The sequence below is a fragment of the Paenibacillus solani genome (assembly GCF_050475945.1).
Taxonomy (GTDB): Bacteria; Bacillota; Bacilli; order Paenibacillales; family Paenibacillaceae; genus Paenibacillus_AQ; species Paenibacillus_AQ solani_A.
Genome location: NZ_JBCMXJ010000008.1, coordinates 1 through 14,210, shown reverse-complemented (window position 1 = coordinate 14,210; position 14,210 = coordinate 1). Strand labels below are relative to the sequence as shown.

Annotated in this window: 13 protein-coding genes and 1 pseudogene; 9 read left to right on the top strand and 5 right to left on the bottom strand. The window is 49.5% G+C overall.

The features are described from left to right. Nucleotides 1-47 precede the first annotated feature (47 nt). The gene (locus ABEQ74_RS10660; RefSeq protein WP_430122168.1) at nucleotides 48-215 is read left to right on the top strand and encodes a hypothetical protein; all 168 of its coding nucleotides are present in this window, start codon (nucleotides 48-50) and stop codon (nucleotides 213-215) included. Between the two features lie 447 nt (nucleotides 216-662). On the opposite strand, the gene ABEQ74_RS10655 is transcribed toward ABEQ74_RS10660, so the two are convergent. After that, nucleotides 663-2,804 carry an alpha-amylase family glycosyl hydrolase gene (locus ABEQ74_RS10655; protein ID WP_430122167.1) on the bottom strand — a complete coding sequence of 714 codons (2,142 nt, stop codon included), beginning with the start codon at nucleotides 2,802-2,804 and terminating at the stop codon, nucleotides 663-665. Nucleotides 2,805-3,265: 461 nt separating this feature from the next. Between ABEQ74_RS10655 and ABEQ74_RS10650 the strand changes: the two genes are divergently transcribed. The 4 genes from ABEQ74_RS10650 to ABEQ74_RS10635 all read left to right on the top strand — a co-directional run bounded on the left by ABEQ74_RS10650 (nucleotide 3,266) and on the right by ABEQ74_RS10635 (nucleotide 7,210). Beyond that, nucleotides 3,266-4,411: a serine hydrolase domain-containing protein gene (locus ABEQ74_RS10650; RefSeq protein ID WP_430122166.1), complete on the top strand. Its 1,146-nt coding sequence runs from the start codon at nucleotides 3,266-3,268 to the stop codon at nucleotides 4,409-4,411. Nucleotides 4,412-4,473: 62 nt separating this feature from the next. Further along, nucleotides 4,474-5,430 carry a GNAT family N-acetyltransferase gene (locus tag ABEQ74_RS10645; RefSeq protein ID WP_430122165.1) on the top strand — a complete coding sequence of 319 codons (957 nt, stop codon included), beginning with the start codon at nucleotides 4,474-4,476 and terminating at the stop codon, nucleotides 5,428-5,430. Between the two features lie 36 nt (nucleotides 5,431-5,466). Then, complete coding sequence (locus ABEQ74_RS10640) at nucleotides 5,467-6,174, top strand: PIG-L deacetylase family protein (protein WP_430122164.1); 708 nt, start codon at nucleotides 5,467-5,469, stop codon at nucleotides 6,172-6,174. 421 nt (nucleotides 6,175-6,595) lie between these two features. Continuing rightward, a complete protein-coding gene (locus ABEQ74_RS10635) occupies nucleotides 6,596-7,210 on the top strand; it encodes an alpha/beta hydrolase (protein ID WP_430122219.1) in 615 nt (204 codons plus the stop codon). Between the two features lie 257 nt (nucleotides 7,211-7,467). Here the strand turns inward: ABEQ74_RS10635 and ABEQ74_RS10630 are convergent, their stop codons facing one another. Continuing rightward, the gene (locus ABEQ74_RS10630; RefSeq protein WP_430122163.1) at nucleotides 7,468-8,175 is read right to left on the bottom strand and encodes a stalk domain-containing protein; all 708 of its coding nucleotides are present in this window, start codon (nucleotides 8,173-8,175) and stop codon (nucleotides 7,468-7,470) included. Between the two features lie 290 nt (nucleotides 8,176-8,465). On the opposite strand from ABEQ74_RS10630, the gene ilvA reads away from it, so the two are divergent. After that, nucleotides 8,466-9,734: a threonine ammonia-lyase IlvA gene (ilvA, locus tag ABEQ74_RS10625; RefSeq protein WP_430122162.1), complete on the top strand. Its 1,269-nt coding sequence runs from the start codon at nucleotides 8,466-8,468 to the stop codon at nucleotides 9,732-9,734. A gap of 127 nt (nucleotides 9,735-9,861) precedes the next feature. Here the strand turns inward: ilvA and ABEQ74_RS10620 are convergent, their stop codons facing one another. Both ABEQ74_RS10620 and ABEQ74_RS10615 read right to left on the bottom strand, forming a co-directional pair. Beyond that, entirely contained in the window at nucleotides 9,862-10,800 is a 939-nt protein-coding gene (locus tag ABEQ74_RS10620) for a hypothetical protein (protein WP_430122161.1), read from the bottom strand. Between the two features lie 124 nt (nucleotides 10,801-10,924). Next, nucleotides 10,925-11,587 (bottom strand): DUF1129 family protein, encoded by a 663-nt coding sequence (locus ABEQ74_RS10615; RefSeq protein WP_430122160.1) that lies wholly within the window; start codon nucleotides 11,585-11,587, stop codon nucleotides 10,925-10,927. Nucleotides 11,588-11,902: 315 nt separating this feature from the next. Here ABEQ74_RS10615 and ABEQ74_RS10610 point away from each other — a divergent pair, with 315 nt between their 5' ends. The 3 genes from ABEQ74_RS10610 to ABEQ74_RS10600 all read left to right on the top strand — a co-directional run bounded on the left by ABEQ74_RS10610 (nucleotide 11,903) and on the right by ABEQ74_RS10600 (nucleotide 13,988). After that, complete coding sequence (locus tag ABEQ74_RS10610) at nucleotides 11,903-12,157, top strand: hypothetical protein (protein WP_430122159.1); 255 nt, start codon at nucleotides 11,903-11,905, stop codon at nucleotides 12,155-12,157. A 149-nt stretch (nucleotides 12,158-12,306) separates the two neighbouring features. Beyond that, complete coding sequence (locus ABEQ74_RS10605) at nucleotides 12,307-13,134, top strand: alpha/beta hydrolase (RefSeq protein ID WP_430122158.1); 828 nt, start codon at nucleotides 12,307-12,309, stop codon at nucleotides 13,132-13,134. 77 nt (nucleotides 13,135-13,211) lie between these two features. Continuing rightward, entirely contained in the window at nucleotides 13,212-13,988 is a 777-nt protein-coding gene (locus ABEQ74_RS10600; RefSeq protein ID WP_430122157.1) for a DODA-type extradiol aromatic ring-opening family dioxygenase, read from the top strand. 76 nt (nucleotides 13,989-14,064) lie between these two features. Here ABEQ74_RS10600 and ABEQ74_RS10595 read toward each other — a convergent pair. Continuing rightward, a pseudogene (locus ABEQ74_RS10595) lies at nucleotides 14,065-14,210 on the bottom strand (Crp/Fnr family transcriptional regulator); the annotation flags it as partial.

Sequence of the window (14,210 nt, the reverse complement as noted above, 5' to 3'; positions counted from 1 at the left end):
TAAGCGCGCACCCATTTACGCTAGGGTGTGTGGGGGGAGAAAAGCCGATGAAGGGTTACATCTTCATCGGCTTTTTGGCTGGTGGGAGTGCTGCTTGTGGAAGTGCTGGTGGGAAGTGCTGCTTGGGTGCGCTGCTCGGGGTGCCATACGGGAGTGCTGCTTGGGAGCGCCAGGATTTAGAGCGGGAATGTAGAGCTGCCGAGTGCGCTTGTTGAGTTGCTGCCTGCTCGGGATCGCAGAATTTAGCGTGGAACTGTTGAGCTGCCATATGAGCTTATTGAGTTACTGCCTGCTTGGATCGCTCTCCCTTTGGGATTCGCTCATGTAGTGCAGGCAATGTATGGGTACTGCGTGTAGCACATAGCCATCCAAGCGTGCCTGAACAAGGCATCGTGTGTGTATCAAGAGGTGTGCGCCTGAGGTATAGTAAAGATTGCTGTCTGCTGCAGTATTAGCCGCATTAAACCGTGCGAGCAAAAATAGCTCCGGGAATTGTCCCGGAGCTGTGGCTCACGCTCAATAAAGTGGCAGGCGTTTTCCTTATGAGCGTTAATGTTACGTTCGATGTAGTAGAACGCCTCATATTATAGATGATAGCCTTAGATTCAATATAATAACATGCTGCGTACGGATTGCGCTGTCATTCTACGTTATGTGTCAGCTTACGGCTGCCAGTTCACGTTGATGGTGGCTGTGCCGCTGGCTGGTGCGGTGAAGGTGTGGTTTGATCCGCCTTCCCACGTGACTGTTGCGCCTTGTTTTTTCAGGAATTTAAATTCAATGGTTTTACCTGCAGGAACGCTGACGTCATAGTACCACGTTGGGTATTGATAGATGACCTGGTTGTACATCGGACCAATCGCTTTGGCAGGTTCCCAGTTGCCAAGCTCGCTGACGCTGCCTGCCAAGTAAACGTTCTGACCGAGCGCCGTATTGGCATTGTTCACCACAAAGCGTACGCTGACTTGATCCCCGGTCAGCACTTCGAAGTTGTCATGCACATTGCTTGAGACGCCTGCACTGCCCGTGATTTTGATATTGTATACACCTCCGGCAACCGCAGGGATTTTCACTTTAATCTGCGTGTCCTCCCAAGAGGTAATGTTGGCGCCTGTTACGGCTGTCGTGCCGAAGTATACTGTTCCTTTGTTTGCACCGAACCCGCGGCCGTCAATCGTAATGCTTGCGCCCGGTTTGGCCATCATCGGTCCTACATGTCCGATGGTTGGCGATGTGACAGCGGTGGTGTATTGCCATACGGCCGTACCGCCAGCTGCGAGTGTGAAGTTGGACGCGGCTCCGCCAGAGCCAACCGTGAGGCTGTTGCCGTTAAGCAGGCCGCCGAGTACGTCGGTGTAGCTGCCTGATGGCAATGATGTAACTAATCCCGTAATATTTGCAGGTGTGTTCACGTTGCGGTTGACGGCAATCACGGCCACATTGCTGCCGAATTTGCGTTCATAGATTAACACATCGTTGTTGATCCAGCGTTCCTGTGTCGTTCCATACGCAATGGCCGGGTTGGATTTGCGCAGCGGCGCCAGCTTCTGAATCACCTGGTATGCGGTGGTCGTGGTTGAGAAAGATGGAATCCGGGCCCGGTTGTCGGGGTCGTTCCCGCCGGACATATACTGTTCGGTTCCGTAATAGATGGCTGGCACACCGCGGGAAGTGAGCGTAAAGGCGAGGGCCTGCTCCAGTTTCCGCTGGTTCGCGCTGCTGCTGTGGAAACGTTCCATGTCATGGTTATCGATGAACGTGACCTGATCTTCCACCTGTGTGTAATCAGCTGCTGAGCCCTCCAGCATGGACTTCAATCCATACATATTGTCGGTGTTGTCTCTGAATACCTGGCGAACCTTCTGTGCGAAACGGAAATCCAGCAAGCTCATACCGGATTCATTGGCGAACTTATGATTCTCGGCACTCACCTCGTTCACGCCAAGGAACCATTCGCCGAAGGTGAAGACCGGCTTGTAATTGTTAACGGTAGCCATAAAACTCTTCTGCCAGCCAAACGGCATATGTTTTACTGCGTCCATCCGAATGCCGTCAATGCCCAGATCGAGCCACATTTTAATAGCATCCTTCAGATAAGTATCCACGGTGCTGTTGTTGTGGTTCAAGTCTGCGAGGTCATACAGATTTTTGTAAATCCCGTTCTCTGTCGTCGAAAAATCGGTACCCCCGTTATGATGGAATAAATTCTGTGTATCGTTTGTGTATCCGCCAAGCAGGGTGCCGTTGTTATACAGCTTGCCGTTCTCCGCAAACGACGGTTGGTCCGAGGAAGCGGGAGATGTGTGATTTGGTGCGAAGTCGATGATGACCTTAATATTCTTGGCGTGGGCGGCAGCAATGAGATTCTGGAAATCAGTGATCGTACCGTAAGCCGGATTCGTCTTCTTAAAGTCTCTGGCCCAATAACCGTGATATGCGGTGTTGTTTACACCGGAATAATTGATGACGCTGTAGATGTTCTCAACCGGCTGTGAGATCCAGATGGCAGTAATACCCATGCCTGTTAGATAGCCATCGTTGATTTTGTTAATGATACCTTGCCAGTCACCGCCGCAGTACAGTCTCAGGTTGGTACAGGTGCCGTCAAAGGCAGAACCGGTCGGGTTGTTGGCAGGGTTACCATCAGAGAAACGGTCGGTAAAGATTTGATAAATGACATCTGTGCTGAAATTCTGCTTGTTGGATACCGAGGTGTCTGGAGCTGCATGGGCTGGACCCAGCGAGCCCAGAACCAAGGACAAGCTGAGGGCGAGAGCGGCTGATAATTTGTAGATTTTCTTCATCGTTTTCCTCCTATGTAATACATATTGATTGACTGGCTCAATGAGCCTTAACCGGTGTTTTAGGCATCACCTCCTATACGAAATCAGGCAACAAAAAACCCCGGAATCTCCTAAAGAGAAACCGGGGTTGTTCCAAACCTTATGCATGGTTATGGAATGCATAGCCCTTAAATTAAATAGTGGATTAATTAAACATTATTGTAAATGTAAGCGAATCCATATGTCAATACGCAAATTATAAATTAAAGTAATTTGTTTGCTTAAGACATTGAAATTAAATTTTATAATTATCATAAATTATTGAAACGAAATTTTAAGGGTCATATAATAGTTATGGTAAGCGTTTACAATCTGGAGGATTTTATTGGTGTGGATGGCGCGTATTACGTCTGTTATTCAGAGATCCAAGAGCGAAGATCCATGATCCAACTCAAGGATTTATCGCAAAGGAGGGAGAAGCGTTGGGAAATCGTCCGGAAGATGGCGCAGATCAGCTTCGAATGGGAATCAGAGGAGTGAGGGCAGCTTGTGCTGCAATTGAACGGGAAATCGCTGCAGATACGACGCCGGGCGCGGTACTGGGTGTACTGCATAAAGGCAGAGAATGGGTGTATGCTGCAGGATATGCTCATCCCAAGCCGTCACAGGGAGAGCCTGTACTTGCCCGTGAGGATACATTATATGATGTTGCCTCTTTAACGAAGGTTGCTGTGACGCTGCCGTTAATGCTACAGCTGCTGGATGAGGCACGTTTGACGTTGAGCACCAAGGTGAGCGATATTCTTCCCTCTTTTCAAGGGCAGGGCAAGATGGAGATTACGGTAGGCCAGCTGCTGACGCATACGTCTGGACTCCAAGCGGATCTGAATCTGCACTCCTGGGGCTGGAGCAGAGAGCAGATGTGGGAGGCTGTTCTTACGGCGCCGCTCGCGGCGAAGCCGAATACCGAGGTGATTTATAGTGATCTGGGCTACTTGACGCTCGGCTGTATTATCGAGAAGATGCTCGATATGTCTTTAGAAGAGGCAGTGAAACAACGGGTATGGGACCCGTTGGGGATGTTTCATTCAACGCTTACCCCTTCGCCTGAGCAAACTGGGCGTTATGCCGCAACAGAATATGAAGATGAGATTCAAGGGCATCTATGGGGAGTTGTGCACGATGAGAAGGCCCGGGCCTTGGGCGGTGTATGCGGCCATGCCGGATTATTTACCACCGCAGGCGACTTGTTGAAGTACGCTCGAATGTGGCTCTCAGAGGGGGCGGCGCCCCTCATGCAGAAGACGGAGACGGCAGAAGGCGAATCGCGGGTCTTCTCTCGTGCTGCAGCTGCAGCTGCCATTCGAACTCATACCGGGCATGTCCAGGGCACTAACCGAGGTCTGGGATGGGTACTGAAAGGGGATCAGATGGATGCTTCCGGTGATTGGATGAGTCCTCGCTGCTATGGACATACCGGGTTTACAGGAACCAGCATGTGGATTGATCCTGAGCATGAGCTGGCAGTCGTGCTGCTGACCAACCGTGTATACGGAGGGCGGAGCAGCAGCGTTGCACAGCTGCGCGCCCAGGTCCATAACGCATTGACAGGAGCGGTGTCAAGATAAAACGTAAGGAAGCAATCGGCATTCTCTGATCAATAAGTTATCAGTATAAGGAGGAGTATACGATGACAAGCATAACCTTCCGCCATTACCAGCCTGGGGACCAGGACGGCATCATCGACCTGTGGAATGTCTGCCTGCCATGGGATCCGATCACGCGGCTGCGTTTTCGCAACTTAGTGCTGCTTGATCCGAACTTTGACTCGCAAGGATTGCGGATCGCCGAGCAGGAAAACCGTATCATAGGCGTTCTGTATGCGGTACGCCGGAGATTGCCGATGATCGGAACCGAGCTGGAGCCGGATCATGGCTGGATTCCTTTCTTTTATACCGATCCGGCAGTCCGAAGACAGGGCGTGACATCGCGGTTACTGCAGGGGGGCGAGAAATTTCTTCGCCAGCATGGACGAACCAAGGTCATTTTCTCTTCATATGCTCCGAATTATATCGTTCCGGGAATCGACGGCGAGCGCTATCCTGAGGGCTTGGCGTGGCTGAAGGACAGCGGTTTTGGGCGCAATTATACGGCGGTGGCTATGGATCGTTCTCTGGTTGATTTTCATATACCGCCTGAAGTGATGGAGCTGAAGCGAAAGCGTGAGCAAGAAGGATATACCTTTAAGGTGGCTCAGGATAGCGATTTGGTGGAGCTGATTGCTTTTGCAACGGACGTATTTAACCCCGACTGGGGGCGGGCGATTCGCGAAGGATTGCTGCAGCATTTAAGAAGCGATCAGATTCTGATAGCACGGGATCAAGGGAAGCTGGTGGGCTTCTGCCTGCATAACGCATATGAGGGTGTGGCTGAACGCTTTGGGCCGTTTGGTGTAGATCCTTCAATGCAAGGGAAGGGCCTGGGCAAAATCCTCTTATATGACTGTCTTGCCCTGATGCGGGCGCAGGGATTGCATGGTGCCTGGTTCCTGTGGACCGGTGAGCATAACGCTGCAGGACATCTCTACCAAAAGACAGGCTTTCACATTACACGCCGATTCGATATTATGAGCAAGCCGCTTCAATAGATAGAATCTACGACTGATCAAAAAGGAGAGATTGAATTGACGGAAGCACAGCAGCATCATATTTTGGCGATCGGCGGTCATGCAGGCGATATGGATTTGACGGCCGGAGCTGTTATTGCAAAATATACGCAGGCAGGCCACAAAGCGACGTTTCTTCATTTAACGCCAGGTGAGAAGGGACATCCCCGTCTGACGCCGGAGGAGTATGCAAAGCAAAAGATTGATGAAGCGCATCAATTTGCCGAGATCGTTGGCGCAGACGTTCGATTCCTGGCGTATAAGGATGCCGAGCTTCCGCTGGATGAGGAAGTGAAGTATCAGGTAGCTGACGTGATACGGGAAGTGAAACCGGATATCATCATCACACATTGGAAAGAAAGCATCCATAAGGATCATTCCAATACGCATTATATCGTAGAGGATGCAAGGTTCTATGCGGGTCTTAAGACGATTGAGCGAGAGCTTCCGGCCCATTATGCCCAGCATTTATACTACGCGGACAATTGGGAGGATCCCTATGACTTCCATCCTGAGGTATTTATTGATATTCCGGACGAAGCTTATGAAACCTGGGTCCGGGCCATGAATGTGTATGCGTACGCACGCGGGGAAACGTATGGATTCCCTTTTATCGAGTATTATAAGGCGCTCACAATCGTACGAGGAGCACCCGTGAATTTCAAACGGGCACAGGCCTTTGCAGTTCCAAGGGGAGCGCTGACTAAACGGTTACAGTTTTTCTAATTATATGAAGTTATAACCAGTCAACTGGAATAAAAGCTAATGAAATCACAAATAAATTGTGAGAAATGCCAAAATATCCACTGACATTGCAAACATCTTTTGATATAATGGAGGATGTTACGGGGGAACACGCACGGAATCATATAGAGAACACAATAAGAGAGGAAGTCTTCCATTACTGGAGGCTTCCTCTCTTTTATTTTGGTTAGACGGGTGAGTTTTTTGAGAAGGGCGGATAGCTGTTGCTTTTTTTGAAATCCGTGGTATTATTTGATTAAAGAATCTTAAATTTAAGATAATTACTACTCATACTCAGTCTATGGATTAGGCAGGATTCGGGCAATCTAGGGTTTGTGCAGGCTATGGGTATGATGCTGGTTACGTCGATAAAAGATAGCAGCGAAAGGAGACTGATAGCATGATGGAACATAAGCATATTTACCGCCAGGGAACCTCCCCAGAGGCGCCTACTTTATTATTATTGCACGGTACAGGAGGGAATGAGGAGGATCTGCTGCCGCTGGCCGAAATGATTTCGCCAACGTCGAATGTACTCGGCGTTCGCGGGAACGTGATGGAAAACGGCATGCCGAGATTTTTCCGCCGGCTGGCTGAGGGCGTATTCGATGTAGAGGATCTCGTAAAACGCACGCAGGAGCTGAATGAATTTCTGAATTGGGCAGCTGCTGAGTACGGCTTTGACCGCAGCCGCATCGTGGCGGTTGGTTATTCGAACGGTGCCAACATCGCTGCGAGTTTGCTGTTTCACGAAGGAGACGCCCTGCAGGGAGCTATTCTCCACCATCCGATGGTTCCTTTGCGAGACAAGGAGTTGCCGGATTTGAAGGATATACCCGTCTTCATTGCGGCGGGCAGACGTGATCCGATGTGTCCTCCGCAGGAGAGCGAGGATCTGAACGAGCTGCTGAGCGGAGCAGGTGCGGACGTGAAGCTGCATTGGGAGAACGGAGGGCATCAGCTCAGCCGTGCAGAGGTCGGGATGGCAGCTGTCTGGTTCAAGGAGAAGTTTCAATAATATTAATAATATAGCGATCCATTATCCAGACGTGTCTTGGAGCGGCGCAATCGCGATAAACGATTAAGCCGTAAAAGAGACGCGGGGTAGTGTGGAGATCGGATGCATGAGATCAGATACGTTGTGTAGACGAAAGCCGGGGTTCATTTACCCCGGCTTTCTTTGTTGCTTTATATGAACTTTCCCCGCTCTAAAGTGAGCAGTTTGAAACACGATGTCTTGCAAAATCAGTAATAATTAACCGTTCGATGAATGTCTTATTTCGTCAAATAGGAACTGGTCAGAGGAACAAACAGGGAAGTGCCCGGACCCTCATCAACGATCTCCACAAATATAAAATCGGCAGCCGATACATCGACGTCTACGCCGACCAGGCCATCTTCAGAACCCACTGATACCTTTTTGAGCGTTGTGTTGTTGTGATCCATGATTACGATTTCTTGCGCACCACCAGTCACGGCCAGCTCAAGATGCAGTTTGGCATATTTTTTACCGGTCATGATCTGGAAGCTGTTGCCTTGTTTGGTCGAATCGGTATGTAAATAAACGTCTTTATAATCTTTACCTTTATAGACTGTATCGCTGGAATCTTTGGTATGCCAGGCTGAAGTCCCCAACACGGAGGCTCCGAGCGAACTTAACGTTAAGGAACTAGCGGTTTCGGTGGAGGATCCGTTCTTGCTGCCAATCAGCACGGAAGAAGTGGCGGAGTCATAACGAATATCAATATCCATCAGATCGCCTACAGCTCGCACAGGCAAGTACGTCGTGCCATTATAGGTGATCGGCAGTACGGTTTTGCCGTTTGCATCTTTCGGTGTTACGACGGTACCGTTTAACTTCAGGGAAATCTTGCTGTTCAAATAGGCCGTGATAGGCTCCAAAGCGGATGATGCCATAGCACCTGTACCAATCCCCAGAGTGAGCGTACCCGCCAATAACCCGTACAATACTTTTTTCTTCATAATAAATCCCTCCCAGAAAATAGGTTGATTTCATGCTTTACACAATTAAATTAATAAAGTGTTAGAGGGAAGTCAAGACTTTTATAGGGGGCCGTTCCTCCCTGGCTGTGAGAAATGACAGCTGAGCGTCCTCATTTTACTTGCTGTTAAATGAGCTCTATTTCCGAAAGGATGTCAGAAAAGGGCGGGATAATTTCATGAAAAGTGTTACAATGATAGAAATACGTGAATGAGGGTGGCGTTCAGATCAACGTTTACCTGGCAGCGAAGTGGGAGTGTGATCTAAGAGAATGGAAGATACGTATACAACAAAACGGGCAGTCAGCATGGAGGACATTGTACGTGCACACCATGTGCTTCGCGAAGTGATCGTACGGACACCGCTGCAGCGGGATGCGGTGCTGTCGGCGAAATACGACTGCGAAGTATATCTGAAGCGCGAGGATTTGCAGGTGGTTCGCTCCTTCAAGATCCGCGGAGCATACAATATGATCCGCAGCTTGTCGGAGGAGCAGCGGAACGAAGGGATTGTATGTGCGAGTGCGGGAAACCATGCGCAAGGAGTGGCTTTCTCCTGTAATGCACTGAATATTAAAGGCAAGATATTTATGCCAAGCACGGCCCCGAATCAGAAGGTCAAGCAGGTGAAGCGTTTTGGGGGAGGCAGTGTCGAAGTCATCCTGACAGGCGACACCTTCGATGATGCTTATGATGAAGCGATCAAGGCTTGTGATGAATATGGCATGACCTTTATTCACCCGTTCGATGAAGCGAAGATCATTGCAGGCAACGGGACTATCGGGATGGAGGTTATGGAAGATCTGGATTCACCAGCTGATTATATGTTTGTTACGATTGGCGGCGGCGGTCTGGCTGCAGGCGTGGCCACCTATGTCAAAACCGTCAGCCCTACGACGAAAGTCATCGGCGTTGAACCGCTTGGCGCGGCATCCATGATCGAATCCAAGAAACAGGGTGAGGTTGTCACCATGCACGAAATCGACAAATTCGTTGACGGTGCCGCTGTTAAACGGGTCGGGGAACTGACTTATGATATTTGCAATGATCTCCTGGATGACATCGTCATGGTTCCGGAAGGCAAAGCTTGCACGACCATCCTGGAGCTGTATAACGAGAATGCCATCGTGGTTGAGCCTGCGGGTTCATTGGCTGTGGCTGCGCTTGATATGAACCGGGACCAGATTCGCGGCAAAACCGTAGTATGCATCATCAGTGGCGGCAATAACGATATCGACCGGATGCAGGAAATCAAGGAACGCTCCTTGATCTATGAAGGGCTGAAGCATTACTTCATGATAAACTTCCCGCAGCGTGCAGGTGCACTCCGCGAGTTTCTGGAGGATGTGCTGGGTCCCGATGACGATATCGCGCGCTTCGAATACACGAAGAAGCACAACAAGGAAGATGGGCCTGCACTTGTAGGTATTGAGCTGCTGCGGCCTGAGGATTACGGTCCATTAATTGAACGGATGCAGCGCAAGGGATTGGATTATACGGAGCTTAACAAGAATATGAATCTGTTCAATCTGCTGATCTAAGTTCAGGCAGCAGGACAACTGCAAGAAGAAGCCGGACTCCCATCGATGGGAATCCGGCTTCTTCTTTGTAAGTGAAAGCTTGGGTACTGTCTTGTTGTTATAGCGAGGAATGAATGTTTTCTTCTTTTCAATCAATTGGAACCGCTTTGGCGCGATATTGCTCCACTTCCTGGTTCAGCTTGTCCTTGTTGTTCTCAAGCACTTCAGACCAGGACTTCAGCTTCTTCAGCAGCGGGCTGTTGGAGACGGCCTCACTGTTCTTAAGGGCTTGATCGAGAGCTTCCCGAACTTCCGGATCCAGGAGATTGTCTTCGTATTTAAATAGCGGTGTATTGTTATATCCGTAATATAAGCTTAATTCGGTAAAACGCAGCTTCAGCTTTACGTCCTCCGCCCGGTTTGATTTGGGATATGCGCTTAGAAAGGCTTCTTGGGCAAGTCCACGTTCAATGACTTCAGACCATGGGATCACCAAGGCAGCATCACTAACCGCAGGCTTCTCGGATTCCACGATCATGATATCGATGTAGGCCTGAGTATCCTTCTGGATATAAGGCTTGTAGGGTTTGAAGGTCGTATAGTCGATAATCGGGAAGACTACCCCTTCCGCCGTATGGAGTCTGTAGCCGCTGTCACGAAGGTTTATGAGCACCTTTCGAAGCGTTTCATCCTTGGTTTTGTTGAGTGTGGTCTGAATTGGCTCTCCATATTTGTACAGCTTCATCAGTTTATCCTGAATGCCAATTTGAAACACATGCTCAGTTTTTGGCGACAGCGCATCTTTGGCTGCATTCTCCAGCTTGAGCACCAGCATGGTAGCCTGATAGGGGGTGACGCTGCGGATATGTTTGGTAATATAAGACTTCGCATACGCCACGTCGGCTTCTTTTAACAGCTTATTTGCTTTGGCGTACACGGCATTGCCGAAGGCTGTAGCTTTGCCTGAAGTGGCAGTTGTACCCGCTTGAGGTACGGAAGCAGGTGCAGCACTGGCAATAACGCCGGTCTGGATTGATAGAGCAAGTACAAGGATAGCAGCAATCGCGGATTTACTGGATTTGGACATCAATATTCCTCCCTTACCACATTACCCCTATCCTACCATTTTCCATAGATTTGTAGATTACAATCAACTAAAAAATATTAAAGATTCTGTTATCGATTCTTCACGAATTCATGACGAAACTGTATTATTTTCCCGAAAAGAGCAGCTTTGTTCCTATAAGCCCAATCAGGAATATGAGTAGACTTACCCAAGGCGCAATGATCAGAACAGGCAGGAGGCGTCCGATCCACACCCCGGTGATGAGGATCAATACCGTGATGGCAACATAAACCCCGATATTGCGTGCACTAATCTTGCGCTCTCCTTCTGCAGGTTTAAAAGTGTCATTCTTCATCCATTTCATCAAGGCATGGATCAGCACATAAGCACCCCCGGCAATGACGATCAGGGTGGAAATACGAACCTGGGACATTCGTTCCACTGGGCCGCCAGCCCACATCGTAATAAACCCAACGATTGCTTGTACGAAGAAGAACCAGGTCAAAGCAATCCATGGGATCATGAGATGGTATTGCAGAGCACTGAGGCCTTCTCTTTTTGGCAGCCGCTCGATCTGCTCCTTGCAGTAAGATTCGAGATCGTTGCCGAAGACATCCTTGGCGTCCTTGCCCTTATCTTGAGCATCCAGCAGCTGCCTTGCCATTTCGAGCAGCAGTTCCTCGCTTTGCTGCTCCTGTACGGCGCTGCTGCGTATACAGACAACCATGTCCTGATAATAACTAAGATTATCGGGTGACATGGCATCCTGAAGCCGATTGTTCTCCTTAATCATCTGTCTGATATTCATTGTGACTGTCCTCCGCGGGTTAATTGTATATCTAAGCTATAGCTGTTAAGCAGGCATTTAAGGGTGATCAGGTGATGTGGAAGAGATGAAAGCGAATGTCCCCCTTATATCGAAATAAGGGGGACATCTGTCTGCCATCTTGTTATGCAATATATCATAGGCAGAGAACCCTTGCAAAGCATGCTGGATTGAACGGTCTATGGCATATTTATGAACCCGGTATAATTTCTTGTCTGCTATTTCACAATAATAAGCATTCCGGGTCGATAGACGATCCCCTTGAATGATTCAGGGCAAAGAAGGAGGATTTCTCAGATGAAAGCAAATTATTTTGATGATGAATTGCATGGGGGAGAAACACCCCGAGCTAATGGTCAAGAGGTTGTCACTGGCAATCGTGAAGAGAACGGGGCATTTGCCCAGCCTGAAGGAGGATTCACCTCCGGAGGTGAGGAATCCGATTTGTCCGCCTCATCGTTATGGGAGAACGATCCTGTCGGAAAGACCTGGATGAATGATTGGAGCGGGCGTGAAGAGACTCACGCGATGTTCCGGCAGAGCTACGAGTAAAATCGGAAGTTTCTAAGTGCCATCCTGCTTGCTATTTGCGTTGACAATCCATAATGGCGATGCTAAGATAAGCTTAATTAATTCATATTAAACTTATCGGAATTATCTATATTATGATGGCGGCGTATGATCGCAAGGAGGAATTTGGCATGGAACGGCAAATCACCATTCGACATAATCAAGAGGAACTTACAGCGACAATCCATTACCCATTACAAGAAGCGGCTCAAGGTGACCGATGCCATCGGGTTCCCCTGGTCGTTATCTGCCACGGGTTCGTTGGGAGCCGGATCGGCGTGGATCGATTGTTTGTCAAAACGGCGCGTGAGTTTGCCCAAGACGGCTACATGGTGATCCGTTTTGATTATATCGGATGCGGAGAGAGCTCGGGCCATTACGGAAGCGAGGGGCTGGATTCGATGATTGCCCAGACTCGTTCCGTCCTCGATTACGGACTTAGCTGCGCCGATGTTGATCCTACGCGCATTACATTAATCGGACATAGCCTGGGCGGCGCCGTCGCCTTGCTGACTGCGGTCCGCGACCGGCGGGTGAAGAATCTGATTCTGTGGTCGGCGGTAGGTTATCCATTCAACGATATCGTCAAAATCACGGGCCGCGATGTGTACGATGCTTCAGTGAAGGCAGGTTCTGCTGATTATCTGGGATACGACTTTACGCCGGTTTTCTTCGATTCGCTGGCTCAAGGGCAGCCTTTCCAGGAAGCGATCAAGTTTACGGGCGATGTGCTTGTGATCCATGGAACCTCGGATGAGGTCATTCCGGTGGATTATGCTTTCTTGTACCAAAAGGTGTTCTGGATGCGTCAGGAAGGGCGCTGTGATAAGGAAATCATTTTTCAGGCGGACCATACGTATTCGGCGGGGCCGCAGCGCGAGCAGCTCCTTCAGCGGACCCGGAATTGGCTGAGCGATCAGGAGAACCAGCAACAAGAGTGGCAGAACTGGATGATTTAAGCAAGTGATTTGGCATAATGGGCGATTTAGCAGTACAATAGAGTTGTCCCTTGATTTTGAAGCTGGAGGTGGCATCGATGACGTTACCTGCTTTATTTATTGCCCATGGTTCGCCGATGATGGCCCTGGAGGACAACGAATACACCCGCTTCCTAGAGCAGTTGGGACGGGAGCTGCCTGTACCTAGAGGCATAGCGGTATTTTCTGCCCATTGGGATGATCCGGATCAACGGCTGACCGAAGACGCCGAGCATGGCACGATGCATGATTTTTACGGATTTCCGGAGGAAATGTACCAGATTACGTATCCGGCCCCTGGAGGCGCTGAACTCGCAGCTCAGATTCGTAAACGCTTTGAGGCAGGAAATTTGCATGCCAAAGCCGTAACCGGCCGCGGATTGGACCATGGAGTGTGGGTCATTCTGCGAAAAATGTACCCTGATGCGAATATACCGGTGGTGGCCTTGTCCGTGGACTCCAAGCGCTCGCCAAGCGAACAATATTCCATCGGTGCTATGCTGTCCGATTTGCGTGAAGAAGGTATCCTGATCATTGGCAGCGGCGGCTTGGTGCACAATCTGCGGATGCTGCATAAGAGCGATGAGCCTGATGAGTGGGCGGCTGCATTCGATGAATGGATCGCGGAGCAGCTGTCGGAATGGAATCTTCACCAACTGTTTGCGTATGACAAAAAAGCACCACACGCCAGCGATGCTGTCCCTTCCTACGGACGGGAGCATTTTGTTCCCTTGTTCTATGCGATGGGAGCTGCTGATCGTGGCCGCAAGGCCAAGCGATTGTTTCAATCTTACCAATATGGCAGTTTGAGTTTGAATTGCTGGTCATTCGAATAATAAGAAGCCGGGCTTGGGTTACAAGCTCGGCTTTTGTGGTGTAATGTATGAATCCTAAGCTCAGTTCGTTACTGGATCAGGCTGTTTGTTTTTTTAGCGGTGTATGGGTAGTGCCGTCTTCATGATCGGTTTTATGCGTCATTTTGTTCCAGAGACCGCGGAGATAAGGGAGTACCCAGTGGTCAAGGCCGATTTTACCGGCGTTGGCAGCAGCGACGACGA

What these genes read in the sequence shown, in the direction of transcription:
- ABEQ74_RS10605 (WP_430122158.1), top strand. Translation starts at nt 12,307, where the DNA reads ATGGAACGGCAAATCACCATTCGACATAATCAAGAGGAACTTACAGCG.
- ABEQ74_RS10655 (WP_430122167.1), bottom strand. Translation starts at nt 2,804, where the DNA reads ATGAAGAAAATCTACAAATTATCAGCCGCTCTCGCCCTCAGCTTGTCC.
- ABEQ74_RS10660 (WP_430122168.1), top strand. Translation starts at nt 48, where the DNA reads ATGAAGGGTTACATCTTCATCGGCTTTTTGGCTGGTGGGAGTGCTGCT.
- ABEQ74_RS10645 (WP_430122165.1), top strand. Translation starts at nt 4,474, where the DNA reads ATGACAAGCATAACCTTCCGCCATTACCAGCCTGGGGACCAGGACGGC.
- ABEQ74_RS10615 (WP_430122160.1), bottom strand. Translation starts at nt 11,587, where the DNA reads ATGAATATCAGACAGATGATTAAGGAGAACAATCGGCTTCAGGATGCC.
- ABEQ74_RS10630 (WP_430122163.1), bottom strand. Translation starts at nt 8,175, where the DNA reads ATGAAGAAAAAAGTATTGTACGGGTTATTGGCGGGTACGCTCACTCTG.
- ABEQ74_RS10620 (WP_430122161.1), bottom strand. Translation starts at nt 10,800, where the DNA reads ATGTCCAAATCCAGTAAATCCGCGATTGCTGCTATCCTTGTACTTGCT.
- ABEQ74_RS10600 (WP_430122157.1), top strand. Translation starts at nt 13,212, where the DNA reads ATGACGTTACCTGCTTTATTTATTGCCCATGGTTCGCCGATGATGGCC.
- ABEQ74_RS10610 (WP_430122159.1), top strand. Translation starts at nt 11,903, where the DNA reads ATGAAAGCAAATTATTTTGATGATGAATTGCATGGGGGAGAAACACCC.
- ABEQ74_RS10635 (WP_430122219.1), top strand. Translation starts at nt 6,596, where the DNA reads ATGGAACATAAGCATATTTACCGCCAGGGAACCTCCCCAGAGGCGCCT.
- ilvA (WP_430122162.1), top strand. Translation starts at nt 8,466, where the DNA reads ATGGAAGATACGTATACAACAAAACGGGCAGTCAGCATGGAGGACATT.